Source organism: Ideonella sp. B508-1 (genome assembly GCF_000333615.1).
Lineage (GTDB): Bacteria > Pseudomonadota > Gammaproteobacteria > Burkholderiales > Burkholderiaceae_C > Ideonella.
On record NZ_BADL01000008.1, the window covers coordinates 1 to 20,331 of the forward strand.

Annotated in this window: 16 protein-coding genes and 2 pseudogenes; 5 read left to right on the forward strand and 13 right to left on the reverse strand. The window is 68.7% G+C overall.

Going from position 1 to position 20,331, the window contains the following annotated elements:
• From ampD to I73_RS00515, 4 genes are all read left to right on the forward strand, one after another.
• On the forward strand, positions 1-378 hold a 378-nt coding region (gene ampD, locus I73_RS25145; protein WP_022978823.1), incomplete at its 5' end, for a 1,6-anhydro-N-acetylmuramyl-L-alanine amidase AmpD.
• A gap of 410 nt (positions 379-788) precedes the next feature.
• Positions 789-3,668: a ribonucleoside-diphosphate reductase subunit alpha gene (locus I73_RS00505; RefSeq protein WP_022978824.1), complete on the forward strand. Its 2,880-nt coding sequence runs from the start codon at positions 789-791 to the stop codon at positions 3,666-3,668.
• Between the two features lie 187 nt (positions 3,669-3,855).
• Entirely contained in the window at positions 3,856-5,064 is a 1,209-nt protein-coding gene (locus I73_RS00510) for a ribonucleotide-diphosphate reductase subunit beta (RefSeq protein ID WP_022978825.1), read from the forward strand.
• Positions 5,065-5,327: 263 nt separating this feature from the next.
• On the forward strand, positions 5,328-5,891 hold the full coding sequence (locus I73_RS00515; protein ID WP_022978826.1) for a hypothetical protein: 564 nt from the start codon (positions 5,328-5,330) through the stop codon (positions 5,889-5,891).
• 83 nt (positions 5,892-5,974) lie between these two features.
• On the opposite strand, the gene I73_RS00520 is transcribed toward I73_RS00515, so the two are convergent.
• The 13 genes and pseudogenes from I73_RS00520 to I73_RS00575 form a co-directional block, all read right to left on the reverse strand.
• Positions 5,975-6,883, reverse strand: coding sequence for a carbohydrate kinase family protein (locus I73_RS00520; protein WP_022978827.1), 909 nt, complete (start codon positions 6,881-6,883; stop codon positions 5,975-5,977).
• Positions 6,884-6,914: 31 nt separating this feature from the next.
• Positions 6,915-7,637, reverse strand: coding sequence for a DUF3426 domain-containing protein (locus I73_RS33585; RefSeq protein WP_022978828.1), 723 nt, complete (start codon positions 7,635-7,637; stop codon positions 6,915-6,917).
• 288 nt (positions 7,638-7,925) lie between these two features.
• Positions 7,926-8,030: pseudogene (locus tag I73_RS34750) on the reverse strand (zinc-ribbon domain-containing protein); the annotation flags it as partial.
• A gap of 39 nt (positions 8,031-8,069) precedes the next feature.
• Entirely contained in the window at positions 8,070-8,969 is a 900-nt protein-coding gene (prmA, locus tag I73_RS00530) for a 50S ribosomal protein L11 methyltransferase (RefSeq protein ID WP_022978829.1), read from the reverse strand.
• A gap of 18 nt (positions 8,970-8,987) precedes the next feature.
• Positions 8,988-10,337, reverse strand: a complete 1,350-nt coding sequence (gene accC, locus I73_RS00535; protein WP_022978830.1) for an acetyl-CoA carboxylase biotin carboxylase subunit — start codon at positions 10,335-10,337, stop codon at positions 8,988-8,990.
• Positions 10,338-10,347: 10 nt separating this feature from the next.
• Positions 10,348-10,812 (reverse strand): acetyl-CoA carboxylase biotin carboxyl carrier protein, encoded by a 465-nt coding sequence (gene accB / locus I73_RS00540; protein ID WP_022978831.1) that lies wholly within the window; start codon positions 10,810-10,812, stop codon positions 10,348-10,350.
• Between the two features lie 318 nt (positions 10,813-11,130).
• A complete protein-coding gene (locus I73_RS00545; RefSeq protein WP_040499346.1) occupies positions 11,131-11,667 on the reverse strand; it encodes a TlpA disulfide reductase family protein in 537 nt (178 codons plus the stop codon).
• Positions 11,664-12,255, reverse strand: a pseudogene (locus I73_RS25155) (hypothetical protein). The gene I73_RS00545 and the pseudogene I73_RS25155 overlap by 4 nt, the downstream one beginning before the upstream one ends.
• Before the next feature lie 10 nt (positions 12,256-12,265).
• Entirely contained in the window at positions 12,266-13,045 is a 780-nt protein-coding gene (locus tag I73_RS00555; RefSeq protein WP_022978833.1) for a transglycosylase domain-containing protein, read from the reverse strand.
• Positions 13,046-13,047: 2 nt separating this feature from the next.
• Positions 13,048-13,902, reverse strand: coding sequence for a shikimate dehydrogenase (aroE, locus tag I73_RS00560; RefSeq protein WP_022978834.1), 855 nt, complete (start codon positions 13,900-13,902; stop codon positions 13,048-13,050).
• An 18-nt stretch (positions 13,903-13,920) separates the two neighbouring features.
• Positions 13,921-14,796: a TonB family protein gene (locus I73_RS00565; RefSeq protein ID WP_022978835.1), complete on the reverse strand. Its 876-nt coding sequence runs from the start codon at positions 14,794-14,796 to the stop codon at positions 13,921-13,923.
• 22 nt (positions 14,797-14,818) lie between these two features.
• Positions 14,819-16,849: a ribonuclease catalytic domain-containing protein gene (locus tag I73_RS00570; RefSeq protein ID WP_022978836.1), complete on the reverse strand. Its 2,031-nt coding sequence runs from the start codon at positions 16,847-16,849 to the stop codon at positions 14,819-14,821.
• Between the two features lie 36 nt (positions 16,850-16,885).
• Positions 16,886-17,482 (reverse strand): YqiA/YcfP family alpha/beta fold hydrolase, encoded by a 597-nt coding sequence (locus I73_RS00575; RefSeq protein WP_022978837.1) that lies wholly within the window; start codon positions 17,480-17,482, stop codon positions 16,886-16,888.
• Between the two features lie 178 nt (positions 17,483-17,660).
• Between I73_RS00575 and I73_RS34530 the strand changes: the two genes are divergently transcribed.
• The gene (locus I73_RS34530; RefSeq protein ID WP_040499347.1) at positions 17,661-20,303 is read left to right on the forward strand and encodes a zinc-dependent metalloprotease; all 2,643 of its coding nucleotides are present in this window, start codon (positions 17,661-17,663) and stop codon (positions 20,301-20,303) included.
• Positions 20,304-20,331: the final 28 nt, after the last annotated feature.

Here is a 20,331-nt window from a genome sequence, read left to right on the forward strand (position 1 = left end):
GGCATCCGCGGCCTGGAGGTCTCGGCCCACTTCGTGGTCCGGCGCGATGGGCAAGTGCTGCAGTTCGTCTCCTGCGACGACCGCGCCTGGCACGCCGGCCGTTCGTGCTGGCAGGGGCGCGAGAACTGCAACGACTACGCCATCGGCATCGAGCTTGAAGGCCTCGAAGGCGAGCCCTTCGAGGCAGCACAGTACGAGACCCTGGCACGTCTTCTGCAAGCCGTGGCGCGGGCCTATCCGGTGCGCGCCGCCGTGGGGCATGAGCATGTGGCCCCGGGGCGCAAACACGACCCCGGCGAGGGTTTCGACTGGGTCGGCACCGCATCACGCCTGACGGCCCTGGGGTGGTGCTGGCCGCAGCCGCCCACGGCCGGATGAATTCCCGGGCGTTGCAAAGCGGCCTCAGGGTTCGACGCTATCGGTAGTGCTTGAATGGGGTGGCGACCCCAGATATAGTGTCCAGCGTGATAAGCTCTCGGCTTGGACATCCTGACATGCAACACCGACTCGGCTGTGACCTGCTCCGCGCGAACACCCTCTCTGGGGTGGGCGGTCAGGGACACCCCTCCACCGAGCGCGGCATGACCACCGGGATCCGACGAAGTCGAGCCGTCGCCACGGGTTGAACCTCCCGCGGCGACTTTTCATTTTTCAATCTTTGTTTTTCAGCGACGCCGCGGCGCCGCAGGGGATGTCTTTTCCCTGCGGAGGCCCCAAAGGTCGCACACCAAGAACTTCACCGAGGGGAATTCATGCAAGCTGTTGCCACCAGCACCTCCGAATCCACGATGGGCGCCCGTCCTGTGGCGGCTCCCGAGCCGCGCGACGCCGGCGCCTTCCAGGGCTACCAGATCATCCGCCGCAACGGCGCCGTGGTCTCTTTCGAGCCCAACAAGATCGCCGTGGCTCTGATGAAGGCTTTCCTGGCGGTGCACGGCACCCAGGGCGCCGCATCGGCCAGCGTGCGCGAGATGGTGGAGGCGCTGACCGATGCCGTGGTGCGCGCGCTGATGCGCTCGCGCCCGGGCGGCGGCACCTTTCACATTGAAGATGTGCAGGACCAGGTCGAACTGGGTCTGATGCGTGGTGGTCACCATGAAGTGGCGCGTGCCTATGTGCTGTACCGCGAGCGCCGCTCGCAGGAGCGCGCTAAGGCCGGTCAGGCCGCCGAAGCCGCGCTGGTGCACACCCTGACGGTGACCGACCGCGGCCAGCGCGTGCCGCTGGACGAAGGCAAGCTGCAGGCCCTGATCGAGTCGGCCTGTGCCGACCTGGGCGCGGATGTGCGCCCCGAGCCCATCCTGGCCGAGACCCGCCGCAATCTGTACGACGGTGTGCCCATTGACGAGGTGTACAAGGCCGCCATCCTGGCCGCCCGCACCCTGATCGAGAAGGAGCCGGCCTACACCCGTGCCACCGCGCGTCTGCTGCTGCACACCATCCGCAAGGAAATCCTGGGTGAGGAAGCGACCCAGGCCGAGATGGCCCAGCGCTACGCCGAATACTTCCCCAAGTTCATCAAGAAGGGCGTGCAGGCCGAGCTGCTGGACGAGAAGCTGATGCAGTTCGACCTGGCCAAGCTGGGTGCCGCGCTGCAGGCCGACCGTGACCTGCAGTTCGACTACCTGGGCCTGCAGACCCTGTTCGACCGCTACTTCCTGCATGTGGACGAGCAGCGCATCGAGATGCCGCAGGCCTTCTTCATGCGCGTGGCCATGGGACTGGCCCTGGGCGAGATCGACCGCGAGGCGCGGGCCATCGAGTTCTACAACGTGCTGTCGACCTTCGACTTCATGTCCTCGACGCCCACGCTGTTCAACGCGGGCACCCGCCGCTCGCAGCTGTCGAGCTGCTATCTGACCACGGTGGCCGACGACCTGGACGGCATCTACGAGGCCCTCAAGGAGAACGCGCTGCTGTCGAAGTTCGCCGGTGGCCTGGGCAACGACTGGACCAATGTGCGCGCGCTGGGCTCCTACATCAAGGGCACCAACGGCAAGAGCCAGGGCGTGGTCCCCTTCCTGAAGGTGGTCAACGACACGGCCGTGGCGGTGAACCAGGGCGGCAAGCGCAAGGGCGCCGTCTGCGCCTACCTGGAGAGCTGGCACCTGGACATCGAAGAGTTCCTGGAGCTGCGCAAGAACACCGGTGACGACCGCCGCCGCACCCACGACATGAACACCGCGAACTGGATTCCGGATCTGTTCATGAAGCGGGTGATCGAGGGCGGTGACTGGACCCTGTTCAGCCCCTCCACCTGCCCGGACCTGCACGACAAGATCGGTGCCGACTTCGAGGCGGCCTACACCGCCTACGAGGCCAAGGCCGACCGCGGCGAGATCAAGCTCTTCAAGCGCATGCCGGCCAAGGACCTGTGGCGCAAGATGCTGACCATGCTGTTCGAGACCGGCCATCCCTGGATCACCTTCAAGGATGCCTGCAACGTGCGCTCGCCGCAGCAGCATGTCGGCGTGGTGCACTCGTCCAACCTGTGCACCGAGATCACGCTCAACACCAGCGATGACGAGATCGCCGTCTGCAACCTGGGCTCGGTCAACCTGGCCCAGCACCTGAAGGACGGCGTCAACGGCAAGGAGCTGGACCTCGACAAGCTGAAGAAGACCGTGTCCACCGCCATGCGCATGCTGGACAACGTCATCGACATCAACTACTACGCGGTCAAGAAGGCGCGCGACTCCAACCTGCGTCACCGTCCGGTGGGCCTGGGCATCATGGGCTTCCAGGATGCGCTGTATCAGCTGCGCACGCCCTACGCCAGCCAGGCCGCGGTGGAGTTCGCCGACCGCTCGATGGAAGCCGTCTGCTACCACGCCTACTGGGCTTCGTCCGAGCTGGCCGCTGAGCGGGGCCGCTATTCGACCTACCGCGGCTCGCTGTGGGACCGCGGCATCCTGCCGATCGACTCGATCGACCTGCTGGCCCAACAGCGCGGCGGCTATGTGGACGTGGACCGCAGCATGACCCTGGACTGGGATGCGCTGCGCGCCAAGATCGCCCGCGACGGCATGCGCAACAGCAACTGCGTGGCCATCGCGCCGACCGCGACCATCTCCAACATCATCGGCGTGGACGCCTCGATCGAGCCCTGCTTCGGCAACCTCTCGGTCAAGTCCAACCTGTCGGGCGAGTTCACCGTGGTCAACGAGTACCTGGTGCGCGACCTCAAGAAGCTGGGTCTGTGGGACAGCGTGATGGTCATGGACCTCAAGCACTACGACGGATCGCTGCGTCGCATCGACCGCGTGCCCGATGAGCTCAAGCAGCTCTACGCCACGGCCTTCGAGGTCGAGACCCAGTGGCTGGTCGAAGCCGCGGCCCGGCGTCAGAAGTGGATCGACCAGGCCCAGTCGCTCAACATCTACATGGCCGGTGCTTCGGGCAAGAAGCTCGACGAGACCTACAAGCTGGCCTGGGTGCGTGGCCTGAAGACCACCTACTACCTGCGCACCATGGGCGCCACGCATGCCGAGAAGTCGACCATCTCGGCTGGCTCGCTCAACGCGGTGCCGATGGCGGGTGGGCAAGGCGGCCTGTCCGCGATGGAGGCTGCTGCCGCGCAGGCTCAGGCCGCGATGGCCGAGGCCGCGCCGGCCACCGACATCAAGTTCTGCGCGATCGACGATCCGGGCTGCGAGGCCTGCCAGTAAGCCGCGATGGTGAGCGCGTGCCGCAAGGGCCTTGCAGGCACGCGCTCCGAGTCGGTTCGTGGTGCGCGAGGGCGTGAACACTGCTGCATTGCGATGCAGTGCTGCAACATCGCTGTCGTGCATCTGTCAAGAAGTGCTTGGTGTTCCAACACAACACTCCGATAATTCGCCCCATAGGAAACACGCCATGCTGGTCTGGGAAGACGACGTTCGTACCCCGCCGAATCCTGCTCAACGTCCCGCGCCTGAAGCCGAACTCGGCCTGCGGACCGTGACCCCGTCGCCGCTTCAGACCGCGACGGCTGCCGTGACCTCCCCGTCTGCTTCTGCCGCGCCTGCTGCGGCCACCGCCGCCAGCTCCGTGGTGGCCAAGAGCACCCGCCGCGTGAACGTGGCGGACAAGCGCATCATCAACGGCCAGACCGATGTGAATCAGCTGGTGCCGTTCAAGTACAAGTGGGCCTGGGAGAAGTACCTCGCCACCTGTGCCAACCACTGGATGCCGCAAGAGATCAACATGTCGCGCGACATCGCGACCTGGAAGGATCCCAACGGCCTGAGCGAAGACGAGCGCCGCATCATCAAGCGCAACCTCGGCTTCTTCGTGACCGCCGACTCGCTGGCCGCCAACAACATCACGCTGGGCACCTACCGCCACATCACGGCCCCCGAGTGCCGCCAGTTCCTGCTGCGCCAGGCCTTCGAAGAGGCCATCCACACCCACGCCTACCAGTACATCGTGGAGTCGCTGGGTCTGGATGAAAGCGAGATCTTCAACGCCTACCACGAGGTCTCGTCGATCCGTGACAAGGACGAGTTCCTGATCCCGTTCATCGACGCGATCATGGACCCGACCTTCAAGACCGGTACGCCCGAAGCCGACCAGACGCTGCTGCGTTCGCTGATCGTCTTCGCCTGCCTGATGGAAGGCCTGTTCTTCTACGTGGGCTTCACGCAGATCCTGGCGCTGGGCCGCCAGAACAAGATGACCGGTGCCGCCGAGCAGTACCAGTACATCCTGCGCGACGAGTCCATGCACTGCAACTTCGGCATCGACCTGATCAACCAGATCAAGCTGGAGAACCCGCACCTGTGGACGTCTGAGTTCAAGGCCGAGATCCGGGCGCTGTTTGAGAAGGCGGTCGATCTGGAGTACCGCTACGCCGAAGACACCATGCCGCGTGGCGTGCTGGGCCTGAACGCCTCGATGTTCAAGGGCTACCTGCGCTACATCGCCAACCGCCGTGCCACCCAGATCGGTCTGGACGCTCTGTTCCCGAACGAGGAAAACCCGTTCCCGTGGATGAGCGAGATGATCGACCTGAAGAAGGAGCGCAACTTTTTCGAAACCCGCGTCATCGAGTACCAATCCGGTGGCGCACTGAGCTGGGACTGATCGACCCGAGGGTCGGGGGCAAGGAGAGGCTCAGGGTTTGAGCCTTTCAGCGAAGCCGCCCGTTTCTTCCAGTCGGCGGTTCCGGACAGCGAGAGATCAAGATCCCCAGCCCGTCCGCCAGGCCGCAGAAGCATGGCGACGTGCTGTCTCCCCATTCATCGCACCGGGGGAGCCCCGGCATGCCGGGATAACACCGCGGGCGATGGATTGCCGGGCTGTCTCGAGCGGCACGGTGTTTCTGCAACTTGATCAAGGAGTTTGAAATGGCAACTGCGAAGAAGGCGGCTCCGGCCAAGAAGGCCCCGGCCAAGAAGGTCGCCCCCGTCAAGCCGGTGGTGAAGGCCGCTGCGAAGAAGGCTGAGCCGAAGAAGGCTGCGGCCCCGGCGAAGAAGGCGGCTCCAGCCAAGAAGGCTGCGGCCCCGGCGAAGAAGGCGGCTCCGGCCAAGAAGGCGGCAGCTCCCGCGAAGAAGGCGGCTCCGGCCAAGAAGGCGGCGGCTCCGGCGAAGAAGGCCGCCCCGGCCAAGAAGGCGGCCGCTCCGGCGAAGAAGGCAGCTCCGGCCAAGAAGGCGGCGGCCCCGGCCAAGAAGGCTGCGGCTCCGGCGAAGAAGGCGGCAGCCCCGGCCAAGAAGGCTGCGGCTCCGGCGAAGAAGGCGGCCGCGAAGAAGGCGGCGGCTCCGGCCAAGAAGGCCGCCCCGGCCAAGAAGGCGGCGGCCAAGAAGGCCCCCGCCAAGCCTGCCCCTGCGGCCCCTGCCCCTGCCGCCAGCGCTGCGAAGACGGCCCTGAGCCCGACGGCTGCCTGGCCCTTCCCGACCGGCAACAAGCCCTGAGCGTCCCGTCGGGCGGTTTGCCGCCCGATGTGACACGGAAAGCCCGGCGCTGCCGGGCTTTTTTTATGGGTGCGTGCGCGGCCTCAGCCGATGCCCAGGGCGGCGCGATCGACCGGGTGGTTCTGGCCACCGCGGTGGGCGATCTTCAAGGCGCCCAAGCGGTTGCCCAGCGCCACGCAGCTGGCCAGGGGCCAGCCTTGCTCCAGACCGAACAGCAGGCCGCCACGGAAGGCATCGCCGCAGCCGGTCGGGTCCACCACGGCGGCAGCGGCCACGCCCCGCACGCGTTTGCACTGTCCCTGCACCCAGACATTGGCGCCCTGGTCGCCCAGCGTGACGACCAGACCCGCCAGGTGCGAGCGGGAGATCTCGGCCAGCTCCTGCCCCACCCGGTCGCACAGCATGCGCGCCTCATAGTCGTTCACGGCCACCCAGGTGGCCTGGGCGATGAAGGCCTTGAGCTCTTCGCCATTGAACATGGGCAGGCCCTGGCCCGGATCGAACACGAAGGGGATGCCGGCCGCATGCAGATCGCGCGCACGCCGCAGCATGGCCTCGCGGCCGTCCGGTCCGATGATGGCCAGGCGGATGTCCTGCCGCGCGGGCAGGCCGATCTCGTGGGCCCGTTGCATCGCCCCCGGGTGGAAGGCGGTGATCTGGTTGTTGTCTTGGTCGGTGATGATGATGGCCTGGGCCGTGTAGTCGTCGGCCACGCGCAGCACGCTGCCGGTGTCGATGCCCAGCTCGTCAAAGCGGTTCAGATAGGCCTGGCCATCGTTGCCCAGGGCGGCCAGGACCACCGGCTCACCGCCCAGCTGCCGCAGGGTGTAGGCGATGTTGCCGGCACAGCCGCCCCATTCGCGACGCAGCGTGGGCACGAGGAAGGACACGTTCAGGATGTGCACCTGGTTGGGCAGGATCTGGTCGGCGAAGCGACCGGGAAAGTCGGTGATGGTGTCGAAAGCCAGCGAGCCGCAGACGAGACAGGCCATGGGGGTTCCTTGGTGGATGTGAGCGCTGGGCTCAGGGATAGAAAACGTCGAGGGCGTAGCCGGTGACCTTCAGCGGGGCCACATCCAGCCGCACCTGGGCGTGCCAGCTGCCTTCGGCAGGCAGGGCCGTGTCGGTGGCCCCCAGCTCGGCGGGACTCAGCACGCGCCGCGCCAGGGTGAGCCCGTCATCGGAGGTCAGGGTCAGCTCGAGCGAGGGGCGCCGCACCGGCCAGCCGGCGCGGTTGCGCAACTCGGCGGTGATGGTGAGCTCTCCGGGCACATCGGTGGTCTGCAGCTGACTGCTGTCGAGCACGATCTGGTCCAAGGCCATCGGGGCGCCCACTTCACAGCCCATGGCGTGGCAGAGCGTGGCCAGCATCGGGCGGCTGGCGGGCCAGTGAGCGGCCAGCAGGTCGCGTCCTTGCAGTGTCAGCTGCCCGGCCAGCGCCACCAGGAGCAAGGCGCACAGTGCCGCCAGCAGCCCCTGGCGGAGGCGGCGGGCGTTTCGCGTCTGCTTTTCGGCCTGCTGCAGGAAGCGCGGCAGCGGTTCACCGGAAGGCGGCGGCTCGGCTTCTTCCGGCTTCAGGGCCTCGCGCTCCCACGACTCGGGCAGGCGGCTGGCACCGAAGGGGGCGGCCAGCGCATCGGTGTCCGGTGCATCCGCGCTGTCTCCCAGGCCATCGCCGGGCAGCTCGTAGCCCAGCGGTGATGCACTGTGCTCCGCGGCAGGCGCGGGCGCCTCGGGTCCGGCCACGGGTTCGCCCGCAGGCACCGGTTCGGGAAGCGGTGGCGGAGGTGGCGGAGGTGGCGGAGGTGGCGGAGGTGGCGGAGGTGGCGGAGGTGGCGGAGGTGGCGGCGCGTCGACGGTGGCTGGGGTCGGGGGCGTCTCCAGGGCGCCAGGCTCGGTCGGAGCGAAGGCCACCGCGGGTTCTGGGGAGGGGGCGTCGGCCACCGCGGGAGCCGGTGCCGGCGGTGTGGCGGGAGGCTGGGGGGGCGGCGGACTGGCGTCCAGATCGAACAGGCTCTCGAGGGCGTTGAAGACCTCGTGGCACTGGCCGCAGCGCACCCAGCCCTGGGACACCTTGAGCTGGTCCTGCACGACACGGAAGACCGTGCCGCAGGCGGGGCAGCGCGTAGCCAGACTCATGGCCGGGATGATGCCATGGGTGTGCCCTGTCGCCGGGGCTCAGGCCCGTGCCGCGCCCATCAGGATCCAGCCATCCTCCTGGTCCAGCACCTGCAGGGGCAGCCAGGGCGCGTAGGCCGCCTGCAGCTCCTCGGCCTGTCGCTCCAGGATGCCGGCCAGCACCAGGTGGCCTCCGGCGCGCACATGGCCGGACAGCAGCGGGGCCAGCAGCTTGAGCGGCGTGGCCAGGATGTTGGCCAGCACCAGGGGGTATTCGCCCTGGGCCAGCTCGGGCAGGCCGGCTTGCACCGTGACCCCGTTGGCCTGGGCATTGGCCAGGGTGGACTCGACCGCGGCGGGGTCGATGTCCACCGCATCCACGGACTGTGCGCCATGCAGGGCCGCGCCGATGGCCAGGATGCCCGAGCCGCAACCGTAGTCGAGCACGCGGTCCCAGCCGGCCGCCAGGGCCGGGGCCTGTTGGGCAATCCAGCGCAGGCACATGCGGGTGGTGGGATGGGTGCCGGTGCCGAAGGCCAGGCCCGGGTCGAGGCGAATCACCTCGCGGGCCTGTGCCGGCGGTTCGTGCCAGCTCGGCACGATCCAGAAGTGCTCGGTGATCTCCACCGGCGAGAACTGGGATTGCGTCAGGCGCACCCAGTCCTGCTCGGCCACCGGCTGCAGGGCCTGCACCTGGAGTTCGGTGGCCCATTCCTGGGCCAGCAGCAAGGTGGCGGCCTGGGAGGCTTCCTCTTCCGTCTGGAACAGGGCCTTGAGGGTGGAGTGGTTCCAGCCTGGGCGGGCCGCGGGCATGCCCGGCTCGCCGAACAGGGCCTTTTCCGCGTCGGTGTCGGCGTCCGCGTCCTCGACCGAGACGGAGAGGGCCTCCAGCTCGTTCATCAGGGCCTCGGACACCGGCTCCACCAGCGTCTCCGGTGCGCTCAGCACCAGTTCAAACATCGCCACCTGCGGTTCCGATCAGCGGTTGTGGCTGGCCAGCCAGCCTTCCAGGTAATGGATGCTGGTGCCGCCTTGCACGAACTTGGCGTCGACCATCAGCTCGCGGTGCAGCGGGATGTTGGTCTGGATGCCTTCGACCACCGTCTCGTTCAGGGCCATGCGCATGCGGGCCAGGGCCTGCTCGCGGGTGTCCCCGTGCACGATGACCTTGCCGATCATCGAGTCGTAGTTGGGCGGCACGAAGTAGTTGGTGTAAGCGTGGGAGTCCACCCGCACCCCCGGGCCGCCCGGCGGATGCCACATCGTGATGCGGCCCGGCGAGGGCAGGAAGTTGTAGGGGTTCTCGGCGTTGATCCGACACTCAATGGCGTGGCCGTGCATCTGGATCTGGCGCTGGGTGAAGGGCAGCTTCTCGCCAGCTGCGATGCGGATCTGCTGCTGGACGATGTCGATGCCGGTCACCAGCTCGGTCACCGGATGCTCCACCTGCACGCGGGTGTTCATCTCGATGAAGTAGAACTCGCCGTTCTCGTACAGGAACTCGAAGGTGCCCGCACCGCGGTAGCCCATCTTCTTGCAGGCGGCGGCGCAGCGGTCACCCACCTTCTCGATGACGCGGCGGGGAATGCCCGGTGCCGGTGCCTCCTCGATGATCTTCTGGTGGCGGCGCTGCATGGAGCAATCGCGTTCACCCAGCCAGACCGCGTTGCGGAAGGTGTCGGCCAGCACCTGGATTTCCACGTGGCGCGGGTTCTCCAGGAACTTCTCCATGTAGACGGCCGGATTGCCGAAGGCGGCGCCGGCTTCGGTCTTGGTCATCTGCACCGCGTTGACCAGGGCGGCCTCGGTGTGGACCACGCGCATGCCGCGGCCACCACCGCCGCCGGCGGCCTTGATGATGACCGGGTAGCCGATGGAGCGGGCGATGCGGATGATTTCCTTCGGGTCTTCCGGCAGGGCGCCCTCGGAGCCGGGCACGCAGGGCACGCCAGCCTTGATCATCGCCTGCTTGGCCGAGACCTTGTCGCCCATCATGCGGATGGACTCGGGGGTCGGGCCGATGAAGCTGAAGCCGCTTTGCTCCACGCGCTCGGCGAAGTCGGCGTTCTCAGAGAGGAAGCCGTAGCCGGGGTGGATGGCTTCGGCGTCGGTCACCTCGGCGGTCGAGATGATGGCCGGCATGCTGAGGTAGCTCTGCGCGGAAGGGGCCGGTCCGATGCAGACGGCCTCGTCGGCCAGCCGCACGTACTTGGCATCCCGGTCGGCTTCGGAATACACCACCACCGACTTGATGCCCATCTCCTGGCAGGCCCGCAGGACGCGCAGGGCGATCTCGCCCCGGTTCGCGATCAGGATCTTCTTGAACATGGTGTCCCGATCACTCGATCACGAACAGCGGCTGACCGAACTCGACCGCCTGGCCGTTCTCGACCAGGACCTCACGGACCGTGCCGGTCACCTCGGCCTCGATCTCGTTCATGATCTTCATGGCTTCGATGATGCACAGGGCGTCACCGCTCTTGATGCTGCTGCCCACTTCGACGAAGGGCTTGCCGCCCGGGGTGGACGAAGCGTAGAAGGTGCCGACCATCGGCGACTTGACCACGGTGCCCGACACGGCGGGGGCGGCCGCGGCGGCCGGTGCCTCGGCGGGCGGCAGGGCGGCCGGAGCGGCAGGGGCCGCGGCAGCTGCCGCGACCGGCATGGTCATGACCGGCGCGGCGAAGGTCGCTCCACCGGACTTCACGATGCGCACCTTGCCTTCGTTTTCGGTGATCTCGAGTTCAGCGATGTTGGACTCCGAGACCAGGTCGATCAGAGTCTTGAGCTTGCGCAGGTCCATGGAAAACAGTGCTCCTGTCGGTGGGAGAGGTCCGCGACCCCGGTGGGGGCAGGGGACAACACGGGACCACCCGGACGCGAAGGTCCGGGCGTTGTTCGATCGGGCGATCAGGCCCGAAATCCGTGCATTATGGGTAAACAGCCGATATCCGTCAGCTTCGCCCCCTATCTTGAACTGGGGTTGCGAAGCCGTCCGGCCGATGTGCGAAGACGGCATTGTCGCACTTTGTCGGCATGTTTCCAGATGATCTGGCTGTCATGCCTCAAATTGCCGTGCAATCGGCTGTGCTGCGGTCCGGTGGCGCCCCGCGTGAGCGGATCAGACGCCGGACAGCTGCTGGGCCAGCTCTTGCGGCGTGGTGGCCCCCAGTTTGCGCCAGAGCACCTCGTTCTGCGATGACAGCAGCAGGGAAAAAGGCAGCCCCCCATTGGGATTGCCCAGCGGTCGCAGCATGGACAGGCCTGCCACCCCCAGGACCCCGACCGGGTAGTGCACCGGCGTCTGGGTGAGGAAACGGGCCACGGCCTGGCCATCGTCCAGGGCCAGGCCCAGCACCTGCACCTTCGGCCAGCGGGCCGCCGCCGCATCCAGTGCCGGCAGTTCGTGCACGCAAGGCGGGCACCAGGTGGCCCAGAAGTTCACAAGCAAAGGCCGTTCCTGCCAAGTGCCAGGCTCCAGGGCGGCATGCCCCGGCGGCGCCGGCCAAGCCTGGCGACGCAGGCGGGACAGCAGTTCGGCCTCGTCCGGAGCGCTCGGGCCAGGGGCGGATCGCAGCCGCCACCAGCCGCCCGCCGCCAGGCCCGCGGTGCCGGCCATCGCCGCTCCGGCCAGCCAGAGTCGTCGGCGGGGTGTCATGCCACATCCTCCTGCAGGCGTTGGCGCAGGGCCGGTGCGTCTCCGCGCCAGCTCTGACCGCGGCTGTCCGGACGCAGGGCGCCGCGCAGGTCGTCGTGGTCGTGCACCACGAAGTGCAAGGTCACAGGTTCGGACAGGTCGCGGCTGCGGTCCACCGTGCTCAGGATCACCGTGTCCGGGTCGTCGCTGCCACTGTCGAAATCCAGGCCCTCGTTCAGGAAGGCGATCTCGGCGCTCTTCGGATCGTCGCAGTAGAGGTCGATCACGATGTTGGACAGCCGGGTGGCGGTGCCGCGCCAGACCGCACCGCCCAGGTGCGGCCGGAAGATGGCCAGCCGCTCCATCCATCGCAGGGCCAGCTGGCGCAGGGCCCGCAGCTCGGTGGGCTGGGTGTCGGCGCAGAAACAGGGCGATGTGCTCGCGCACCGCGTCCTCCACCTGCTCGTTGCTGGGCAGCTCACCCTGCCGGCCGCCACGGCGGCCCAGGTCACGGGCGGCCTTGCGCTTGGCGGCGGGGTACTCCATCCCTTCGTCCACCACCAGCCGGGCGGCCGCTGCGGCGATCTCTTCGCTCAGGTCCGAGCTCATCGGTGTGCTCCTAGGGCAGGTCCACGGCGCCCATGCGAGCCTGGATGATGGCCGATCGGCCGCTGATGTAGGCGGAGCCGGGGTTCTTCTCGAAACGCTTGGGGGCAGGCAGCATCACCGCCAGCCGGGCCGCGGCAGCCGGCGACAGGCGTGCCGCGTCCACATGGAAATAGTGGCGGGCGGCGGCCTGGGCGCCGAACACCCCTTCGCCCCATTCCACATTGTTCAGATAGATGGTGAGGATGCGCTTCTTGCCCAGCACGAATTCCAGCATGTAGGTGATCAGCGCCTCCTGCGCCTTGCGCAGCACATGCCGCTCACCCGAGAGGAACAGGTTCTTGGCCAGCTGTTGGCTGATGGTGGAGCCGCCCACCACCTTGGCCACCACCGGCTTCGGCGGCGCCGAGACGCCGGCCTTGGTCGACTTGCGCTGGGCCAGGCGGTCGTTCTGGCGATCGGCCCGGGCCTCGGCGCGCTGGTTCTTCTGCCAGGCGCTCTCGATGGCGTCCCACTCGATGCCGCTGTGCTCGGTGAAACCGGCGTCCTCGCTGGCGATCACCGCCCGTTTGAGCGATGGCGAGATGCGTTCGTCGTCCACCGCCTCCTGGGCCCAGTCGATCTGGTGCTGCTCGGTCAGCAGGCGCCAGGCCTCGCTGCGCTGGAAGGTGGTCGACTGGGGGGCGACCACCAACATCAGGGCGATGCGCAGCAGGAAGTACAGCTGCAGCGCCAGCAGGGACAGGGCCAGCAGTGCGAACAAGCGGCCCAGACGGGCGCCGAGCGTGTTCATTGTCAATGTCCTTGTGTCGCGTCGACCTCGGCACGCAGGGTGGCCAGCACATCGGCCGTCGGCGGACGCACGCCCCGCCACCAGGCGAAGGACTCGGCCGCCTGCTCGACCAGCATGCCCAGGCCATCGCGGCCGGTGGCGCCGTGTCGGGTCGCCCAGGCCAGGAAGGGGCGGGCCGCCGGGCCGTACATCAGGTCCAGCGCCAGGGCACCCGGTTTCAGCACCGAAGCCGGCACCGGCACCTCGCCGCCGCCCAGGCTGCTGGCCGTGGCGTTGAGCACCACATCGAAGCCGGTGCCGGGCGCCTCCAGGCCGCTGGACCGCAGCTCGCTGCCATGGCGCCGGGCCAGATCGGTGTGGCGGGCCACCAGGGTCTGGGCCTTGTCCAGGCTGCGGTTGGCCAGCACCAGTTGTGCTGGTCCCTCGGCCAGCAAGGGGCCCAGCACGCCAGCCCCGGCGCCGCCGGCGCCGATCAGCAGCACGCGTCGCCCGGCCAGGGGCACGCCGGCGTTGACCACGATGTCGCGCACCAGGCCCACACCATCGGTGTTGTCGGCCAGCCAGCGTCCACTGTCGCGCTGGAGGGTGTTGACCGCGCCGGCCAGCTCGGCGCGTTCGCTGCGCTCGGCCGCCGCCGCGAAGGCCTCGAACTTGAAGGGCACTGTGACGTTGCAGCCCAGGCCGCCCTGGTCCGCAAAGTCGGCCAGGGTCTGGGCAAAGCCGTCCAGCGGGGCCAGCACCCGCTCATAGCGCAGGGTCTGACCGGTGGCGGCGGCGAAGGCCGCGTGGATGGCGGGGGATCGGCTGTGGGCCACCGGGTGGCCGATCACCGCGTAGAGATCGATCGAAGCGGACATGTCGGCTGCGGGCCTGGGTCAGGGACGGGGCGAGGTTTCGGCCGTGGCGGCAAAACCCTCGCTGCGAGAGAAGCGGAAGCGCGAGGTGATGACGATCTGGTCGGCCTGCTTGCGCATGGCGTCGGTGAAGTCGCCGAAGGGCGCGGCGGCGCGGGCGATGGCTAGGGCGCGCCGATTCAGCAGCTCCGACTTGGAAGCCTGCACGATCTCGGCATCGACGATGCGCCCGCGGGCGTCGATGGTGATGTTCATGATCAGCTCGCCATAGAGCTTCTGGCCCTGGTACTCCGGGAAGTCGCGGGTGCCGCGATCCTCGATCTTGCGGCGCAGCTTGTCGTAATAGACCGCATACACCTGGCCCTGGGTGGCGGGGCTGATGTAGCGCTTGCGCGGACGGGCGTTCTCCTCGTTGATGCGCTTCTCGATCTCGGCGAGCGTGCGCAGCATCTGCCGACGGCGCTCCTCGCGCTGGGCCTCTTCCGGGGTCTGCACGGGGCGGGCCGGGTCGGGCACCGGCAACAGAGCGATCTGGCGCCGCAGGTCGGCCAGCAACTGCTGCTGCTGGGCCTGCATCTGGTTGATCTGTTGCTCGGCCTCGTCGGTGTCGATGCCCAGGCTGTTCAGGTCGGAGGCCGGCAGGGGCGAGGTGGCACGGCCCTGGTCCTGGTTGCCGCCGCCGGCCAGGTCGGCCTGGGCGATGGCCTGGGCCTTGACCGGCTTCTCGTTGGAGCGCGCGTTGACGAGGATGACCTCCAGCGGCGTGTCCTCGAACACTCGGTTGAAGCGCTCCGGATCGACGAAGCGGATGGTCAGCAGCACCGCATGCAGGGCGACCGAGATCAGCAGCGTGCTTTGCAGCAGGGTCGGGGGCCAGGGCAGCTTGGGCAGTCGCATCGGCGCAGCAGGGCGGTGGAACTCAGGCGGCGGGGGCGGCGGGCGGCGCGTCCTCGCCGGCCTCGTCGACGTTGATGGCCAGGGTCAGGCCGGTGGTCGGCGCGTCGTCTTCGCCCTCGCTGTCCTCGGCTTCGGCCGGCGCGGCCTCGTCATCCAGGCGGGCGGCCAGGCTGGCATGCAGCTCCAGTGTCAGCAGGTCCATGCCGGTGACGCGTACTCGCACGCGGGTGCCGCGCGGGAAGCTCTCGGTGCCCAGGGCGCGGAAGACCAGCGGCAGGGTGTCGGCCCGCACCAGGCCGTCCTTGAGCACGGCGGCGTCCAGCTCGGTCACGCCCTGCTGTTCGATCCAGCGCAGCGTCCAGAAGCGCTCGATGGCGGACTGGAAGCCGTTGTAGGCCGAATAGGCGCCGTCAAAGCCCGAGATGATGGAGAACAGCGTCGCATCCTTGGGCTTGAAGTGGGCCGCCAGCGCCGCGGTGCGGCCGTGGCGGGCGCAGGCGATGATCTGCCACTGGTTGACCAGGTCCACGTAGCGGCGCAGCGGCGAGGTGGCCCAGGTGTACTGCGCCACGCCCATGCCGGCGTGCGGCAGGGCCTTGGTGCCCATGCGCACCTTGACCCCCGGGGCCAGGCTGGCCTGGCTGCGGTAGATGCCGGGCACGCCCAGTTCGGCCAGCCAGCCGCCCCAGGTGCTGTTGGCCAGGATCATGGCTTCGGAGACGATCAGGTCCAGCGGCGCACCGCGTTGGCGCTCGCTGATGCGCACCGTTTCGCTGCCATCGGGCTCGCCGCTGTTGCCATCCAGGCGGAAGTTGTAGTCCGGCCGGTTGAAGTTCTCGGGTTTGCCGCGCACCACCTCGCGCGCCGCCTTGAGCTGGCGCGCCAGGCGGAAGCAGAAGGCCAGCTCGGCCGCGAAGGGGTAGTCGGCCACCGCCTCGCCGGTCAGCGTGGCCTCGGTGATGACCTCGTCGAGCTGGTCGTGGCGCAGGTTGGCGGCAATGGGCACCCGCTCCAGCCGGGTCTCGCTCTTCTTAACGGTCAGCGTGGCCTCGTCCAGCGTCACATACAGGCTGACGGCCGGGCAGTCGCGGCCTTCGTCCAGCGTGTAGGCCTGCACCACCGCCTCGGGCAGCATGGTCAGCTTCCAGCCTGGCATGTAGACAGTGGACAGGCGCTCGCGGGCCACCTTGTCCACCGGCGAATCCGGCAGCACGGCCAGGGCCGGTGCGGCGATGTGCACGCCGAACACCACCTCGCCCGAGCCCAGGCCGGTGACCGAGAGCGCGTCGTCGATCTCGGTGGTCTGCGAATCGTCGATCGAGAAAGCCTGCACCGGGGCCAGCGGCAGTTCGTCCGCAATGGCCGGGGCCTCCAGCGGCGGAAAGCCCGTGCCCTTGGGGAACTGCTCGAACAGGAAGCGCCGCCAGTGGAACTGGTAGGGGCTGGTGATGGCGCCGGCGTCCTTGAGCAGGTCCAGCGGGGCGCGCTGGCTCTGCCTGGCGGCGTCCACCACGGCCTTGTACTCGGGCGCGTTCTTGTCCGGCTTGAACAGAATCTTGTAGAGCTGCTCGCGCACCGGGGCCGGGCACTGACCGGCCACCAGCTCGGCGGCCCAGGCCTCGATCTGGGCGGCCAGCTGCTTCTTGCGCTCGATGGCCAGCAGGGCGGCCTTGATCGTCTCTTCGGGGGCCTTCTTGAACTGGCCCTTGCCGGCACGGCGGAAGTAATGCGGCGCGTCGAACAGGCGGAACAGGGCGGCGGCCTGCAGTTCCGGCCCGGCGGAGGCACTGAAATAGTCGCGGGCCAGATCGGCAAAGCCGAACTCGCCCTCGGGCGCGAACTCCCAGGCCAGGTCGAGGTCGATCTCGCCGGCCTTGGCCTGCGCGGCCGCGATCAGGTCTGCCGGCTGCGGCTTGTCGAAGCGCAGCAGCACGTTGGCATTCTTCACTTTGACGCGCTTGCCCGAATCGAGCTCGATCTGCATCGAGCTGTCGGCCTCGGACATCACACGGCCGGCCAGAAATTTGCCGGCATCATCGAACAGGGCGTACATCACCGCCGGATTGTCGCCGATGGGCGGGCCGGGCCGTCAGCCGGCCGTGTCCCGCAGTTGCAGCGAGCGGACCATGTAGGCCAGCGGGGCCTCGAAGTCACTCAGCGCGTGGTCGCTGCCTTCGATCAGCAGACGCGGCGCACCCGCATAGCGCGCGGCCATCTCGCGCCAGTCCAGCACCTCGTCGCCGGTGGCGATGACGGGGAAGTAGCGCTCCGGCCGGGTGAGCGCTGCGGGCGTCATCGCCTGCAGCTCGTCGATGAATTCCTCGCGGAAGTAGAAGTGGTCCAGCGGGTTGTGCCAGGCCGTCTGCTCGCCGATGTGGCGGGCCAGGTCCCGTGCCGGGTTCACCGCGGGGTTGAAGAGCACGGCCGGCCGGCCCAGGCGCTCGGCCAGCACCGTGGCATAGAAGCCGCCCAGCGAACTGCCCACCAGCACGGTACCCTCCAGCGGCCAGTCGCGCACCAGGTCCAGGGCCAGCGCGATGGCCTCGCGCGGGGAGGGCGGCAGCTGCGGGCAGCAGAAGATCAAATCGGGTCGATGGCTTGCCCGCCAGCCGGCCACCGCACGGGCCTTGGCCGACTGGGGCGAGGACCGGAAACCGTGCAGATACAGCAGATGTGAGGGAAGCATGGGATCAGTGTAGGTGCGATCTTGGGGTACAAGAGCCGTTTGCCGCCACCCGGCCCGACCCCGGCTGCCGTGGCTCCGTCCCGCCCGACCCGGGCCCCTGTCAGCGAAGTCCATGTCCCTGTCTTCATTCCCCCGCCTTGCGCCGGCTGCGGCGTTCCGCCCCGTCCGCACCGTGCTGATGACCGCCCTGCTGGGGGCATTGGGTGCCACGGCCCAGGCCCAGCCCGGCGCACCCGAGCCTGCGGCGGCCGCCAGCGCACCCGCCGCGGCCGCGCGGCCGGACCCGAACGCGCCCAAGCCGTTTGACGAGGTGATCAAGGACGCCCAGCACACCGAGGGCTTCTTCCCGGTCTGGCGCAAGGACGACAAGGTGTGGCTGGAGATTCCGCTCGAACGCCTGGGCCGGCCCTTTCTGTTCACCGCCGGCATCAACCAGTCGGTGGGCGAACGCGGCCTCTATGCCAGCCAGATGGGCCCGGGCTGGATGGCCGAGTTCCGCATGGTCGGCAAGCAGATCCAGCTGGTCGCCCTCAACATGGCCTATCGCCCGGGGGCGGACAAGCCCTCCCAGGCCGCCGTGCGTCAGGCCTTCGCCGAGAGCCTGCTGGGCGCGGCGGCCGTGGCCAGCGCGCCGCACCCGCAACGCAAGAGCGTGCTGATCGACGCCGGCTTCCTGCTGTCCGACATCGTGGGCTATTCCACCCAGCTGGAGGCGGCCTTCCGCCTGCCCTATGGCCTGGCCCGGGGCGAATCCTCCTTCGAGTCGGCGCGGGCCGACGAGGGTCTGACGACCCTGGACGTGCGCCTGCTCTTCGCCACCCCGCGCCTGCCCGCGCCGCCGCTCACCCCTTCGCCGGTGCCCACACCGCCGCCGCCGGAAACCACGCCGGACCCGCGCAACTTCTTTGTCGGCGTGACCTACAGCCTGGCCAAGCTGCCCGAGCAGCCGATGGCGCCGCGCCTGGCCGATCCGCGTCTGGGCTTCTTCACCGAGGACTTCACCGACTTCAGCAGCGACCTCAAGCCCAACCAGCGCGTGCACTATGTGGACCGCTGGCGGCTGGAGAAAAAGGACCCGGCGGCGGAGCTCTCCGAGCCGGTCAAGCCCATCACCTACTGGCTGGACAAGAACATCCCCGAGCGCTACCGGGCGACCATCACCGCCGGCATCCTGGAATGGAACAAGGCCTTCGAGAGGATCGGCTTCAAGAACGCCATCGTCGTGCGGCAGCAGCCTGACGATGCGGACTTCGACACCCTGGACGCGGGCCATGCCTCCATCCGCTGGTTCGTCGGCGCCGATGTGGGCTTCGCCCGTGGCCCGAGCCAGGCTGACCCACGCACCGGCGAGATCCTGGATGCGGACATCGCCATGAGCGACGTTTTCGCCCGCGGCGCCCGCCGCACGCTGGCCGAGGACACCGACGGGGCGCGGGCCCAGGTGCTGCGGCAGGCCACCCAGGCGGCCCAGTCCCTGGTGCTGGGCGGCGGCCGGGGCGACGAGGAGCGTTGCAACTACGCGCAGGAAGCGGCCGAGCAGATGGGCTTTGCCCTGGACCTGCTGGAGGCCCGTGGCGACATCGCACCGGACAGCCCTGAGGCCGAGGCCTTTGTGCAGGCGGTGATCAAGGACGTCATCACGCACGAGGTGGGCCACACCCTGGGCCTGAAGCACAACTTCAAGGCCTCCACCACCGTGACCCGCGCGCAGCTCAAGGACCCGGCCTGGACGGCCGCCCACGGCATCTCCGGCTCGGTGATGGACTACAACGCCTACAACCTGCCGCTGCGCGGCGAGGCGACCTCGTCGATCACCAACACCACACTGGGCCCCTATGACTACTGGGCCATCGAGTACGCCTACAAGCCCATTGCGCCGGGACAGGAGGCGCAGGAGCTGGGCCGCATCGCCGGCCGCAGCACCGAGCCGGCCCTGGCCTATGCCGACGATTCGGATGCCGAGGGCGGCCCGGTGGGGGGCATCGACCCGCTGGCCAACCGCTTCGACCTGGGCGACGACCCGCTGGCCTGGTACAGCCGGCGCATGGAGCTCTCGCGCGAGCTGTGGACCCGGGTGCAGGCCCGTGGCGCACGATCGGGCGACGACCCGCTGCGTGCCCGGCGGGTGCTGCTGAGCGGCTTCCGTCAGCTGCGCAACATGCCCGAGATGGTGGCCAAGTACGTGGGGGGCATGCAGACGCTGCGCGACCTGCCGGGCACCACCGGCCGGCCGGCTTACCAGCCGGTGGCGCCGGAACGTCAGCGTCAGGCCCTCCAGCTGCTGGCCAAGGACGTCTTCAGCGTGGACAGCTTCAGCTTCCGGCCGGAGTTCCTGTCCTCGCTGTCGCCCGACTACACCGAGTGGGAGCGCGCCAAGCCGGTGAGCATCCCGGCGGTGGTGTTGCAGTTGCAGACCCAGGCGCTGGACAAGCTGATGTCGGCCGGCACCGCCCAGCGTCTGCTGGAGCTGCCGAACTACCTGAGCCCGGCGCAGCGCGCGGGTGCGCTGTCGCTGGACGAGGTCTATGCCACGCTGCAGACCAGCGTCTGGAGCGAGCTGCAGACGGGCCGCGAGATCGAGCCGATGCGCCGCAACCTGCAGCGTGAACACCTGCAGCGGGTGGTGGCCATCCTGACCAAGGGCGGTGCCAAGCTGCCGGCCGATGCGGTCAGCCTGGTGCGCTGGCAGGCGGTGAAGCTGCAGGCCCAGCTCAAGACGGCCGCGGCACGGGGCAGCCTGTCGGTGACCGCGCGCGCACACCTGGCCGAGAGCCTGGGCACGCTGACCGAAGCGCTGCGGGCCACCATGTCCCGCGGCTGAGTCCGCGGCGGGCGGCCCCTTTCTCGGG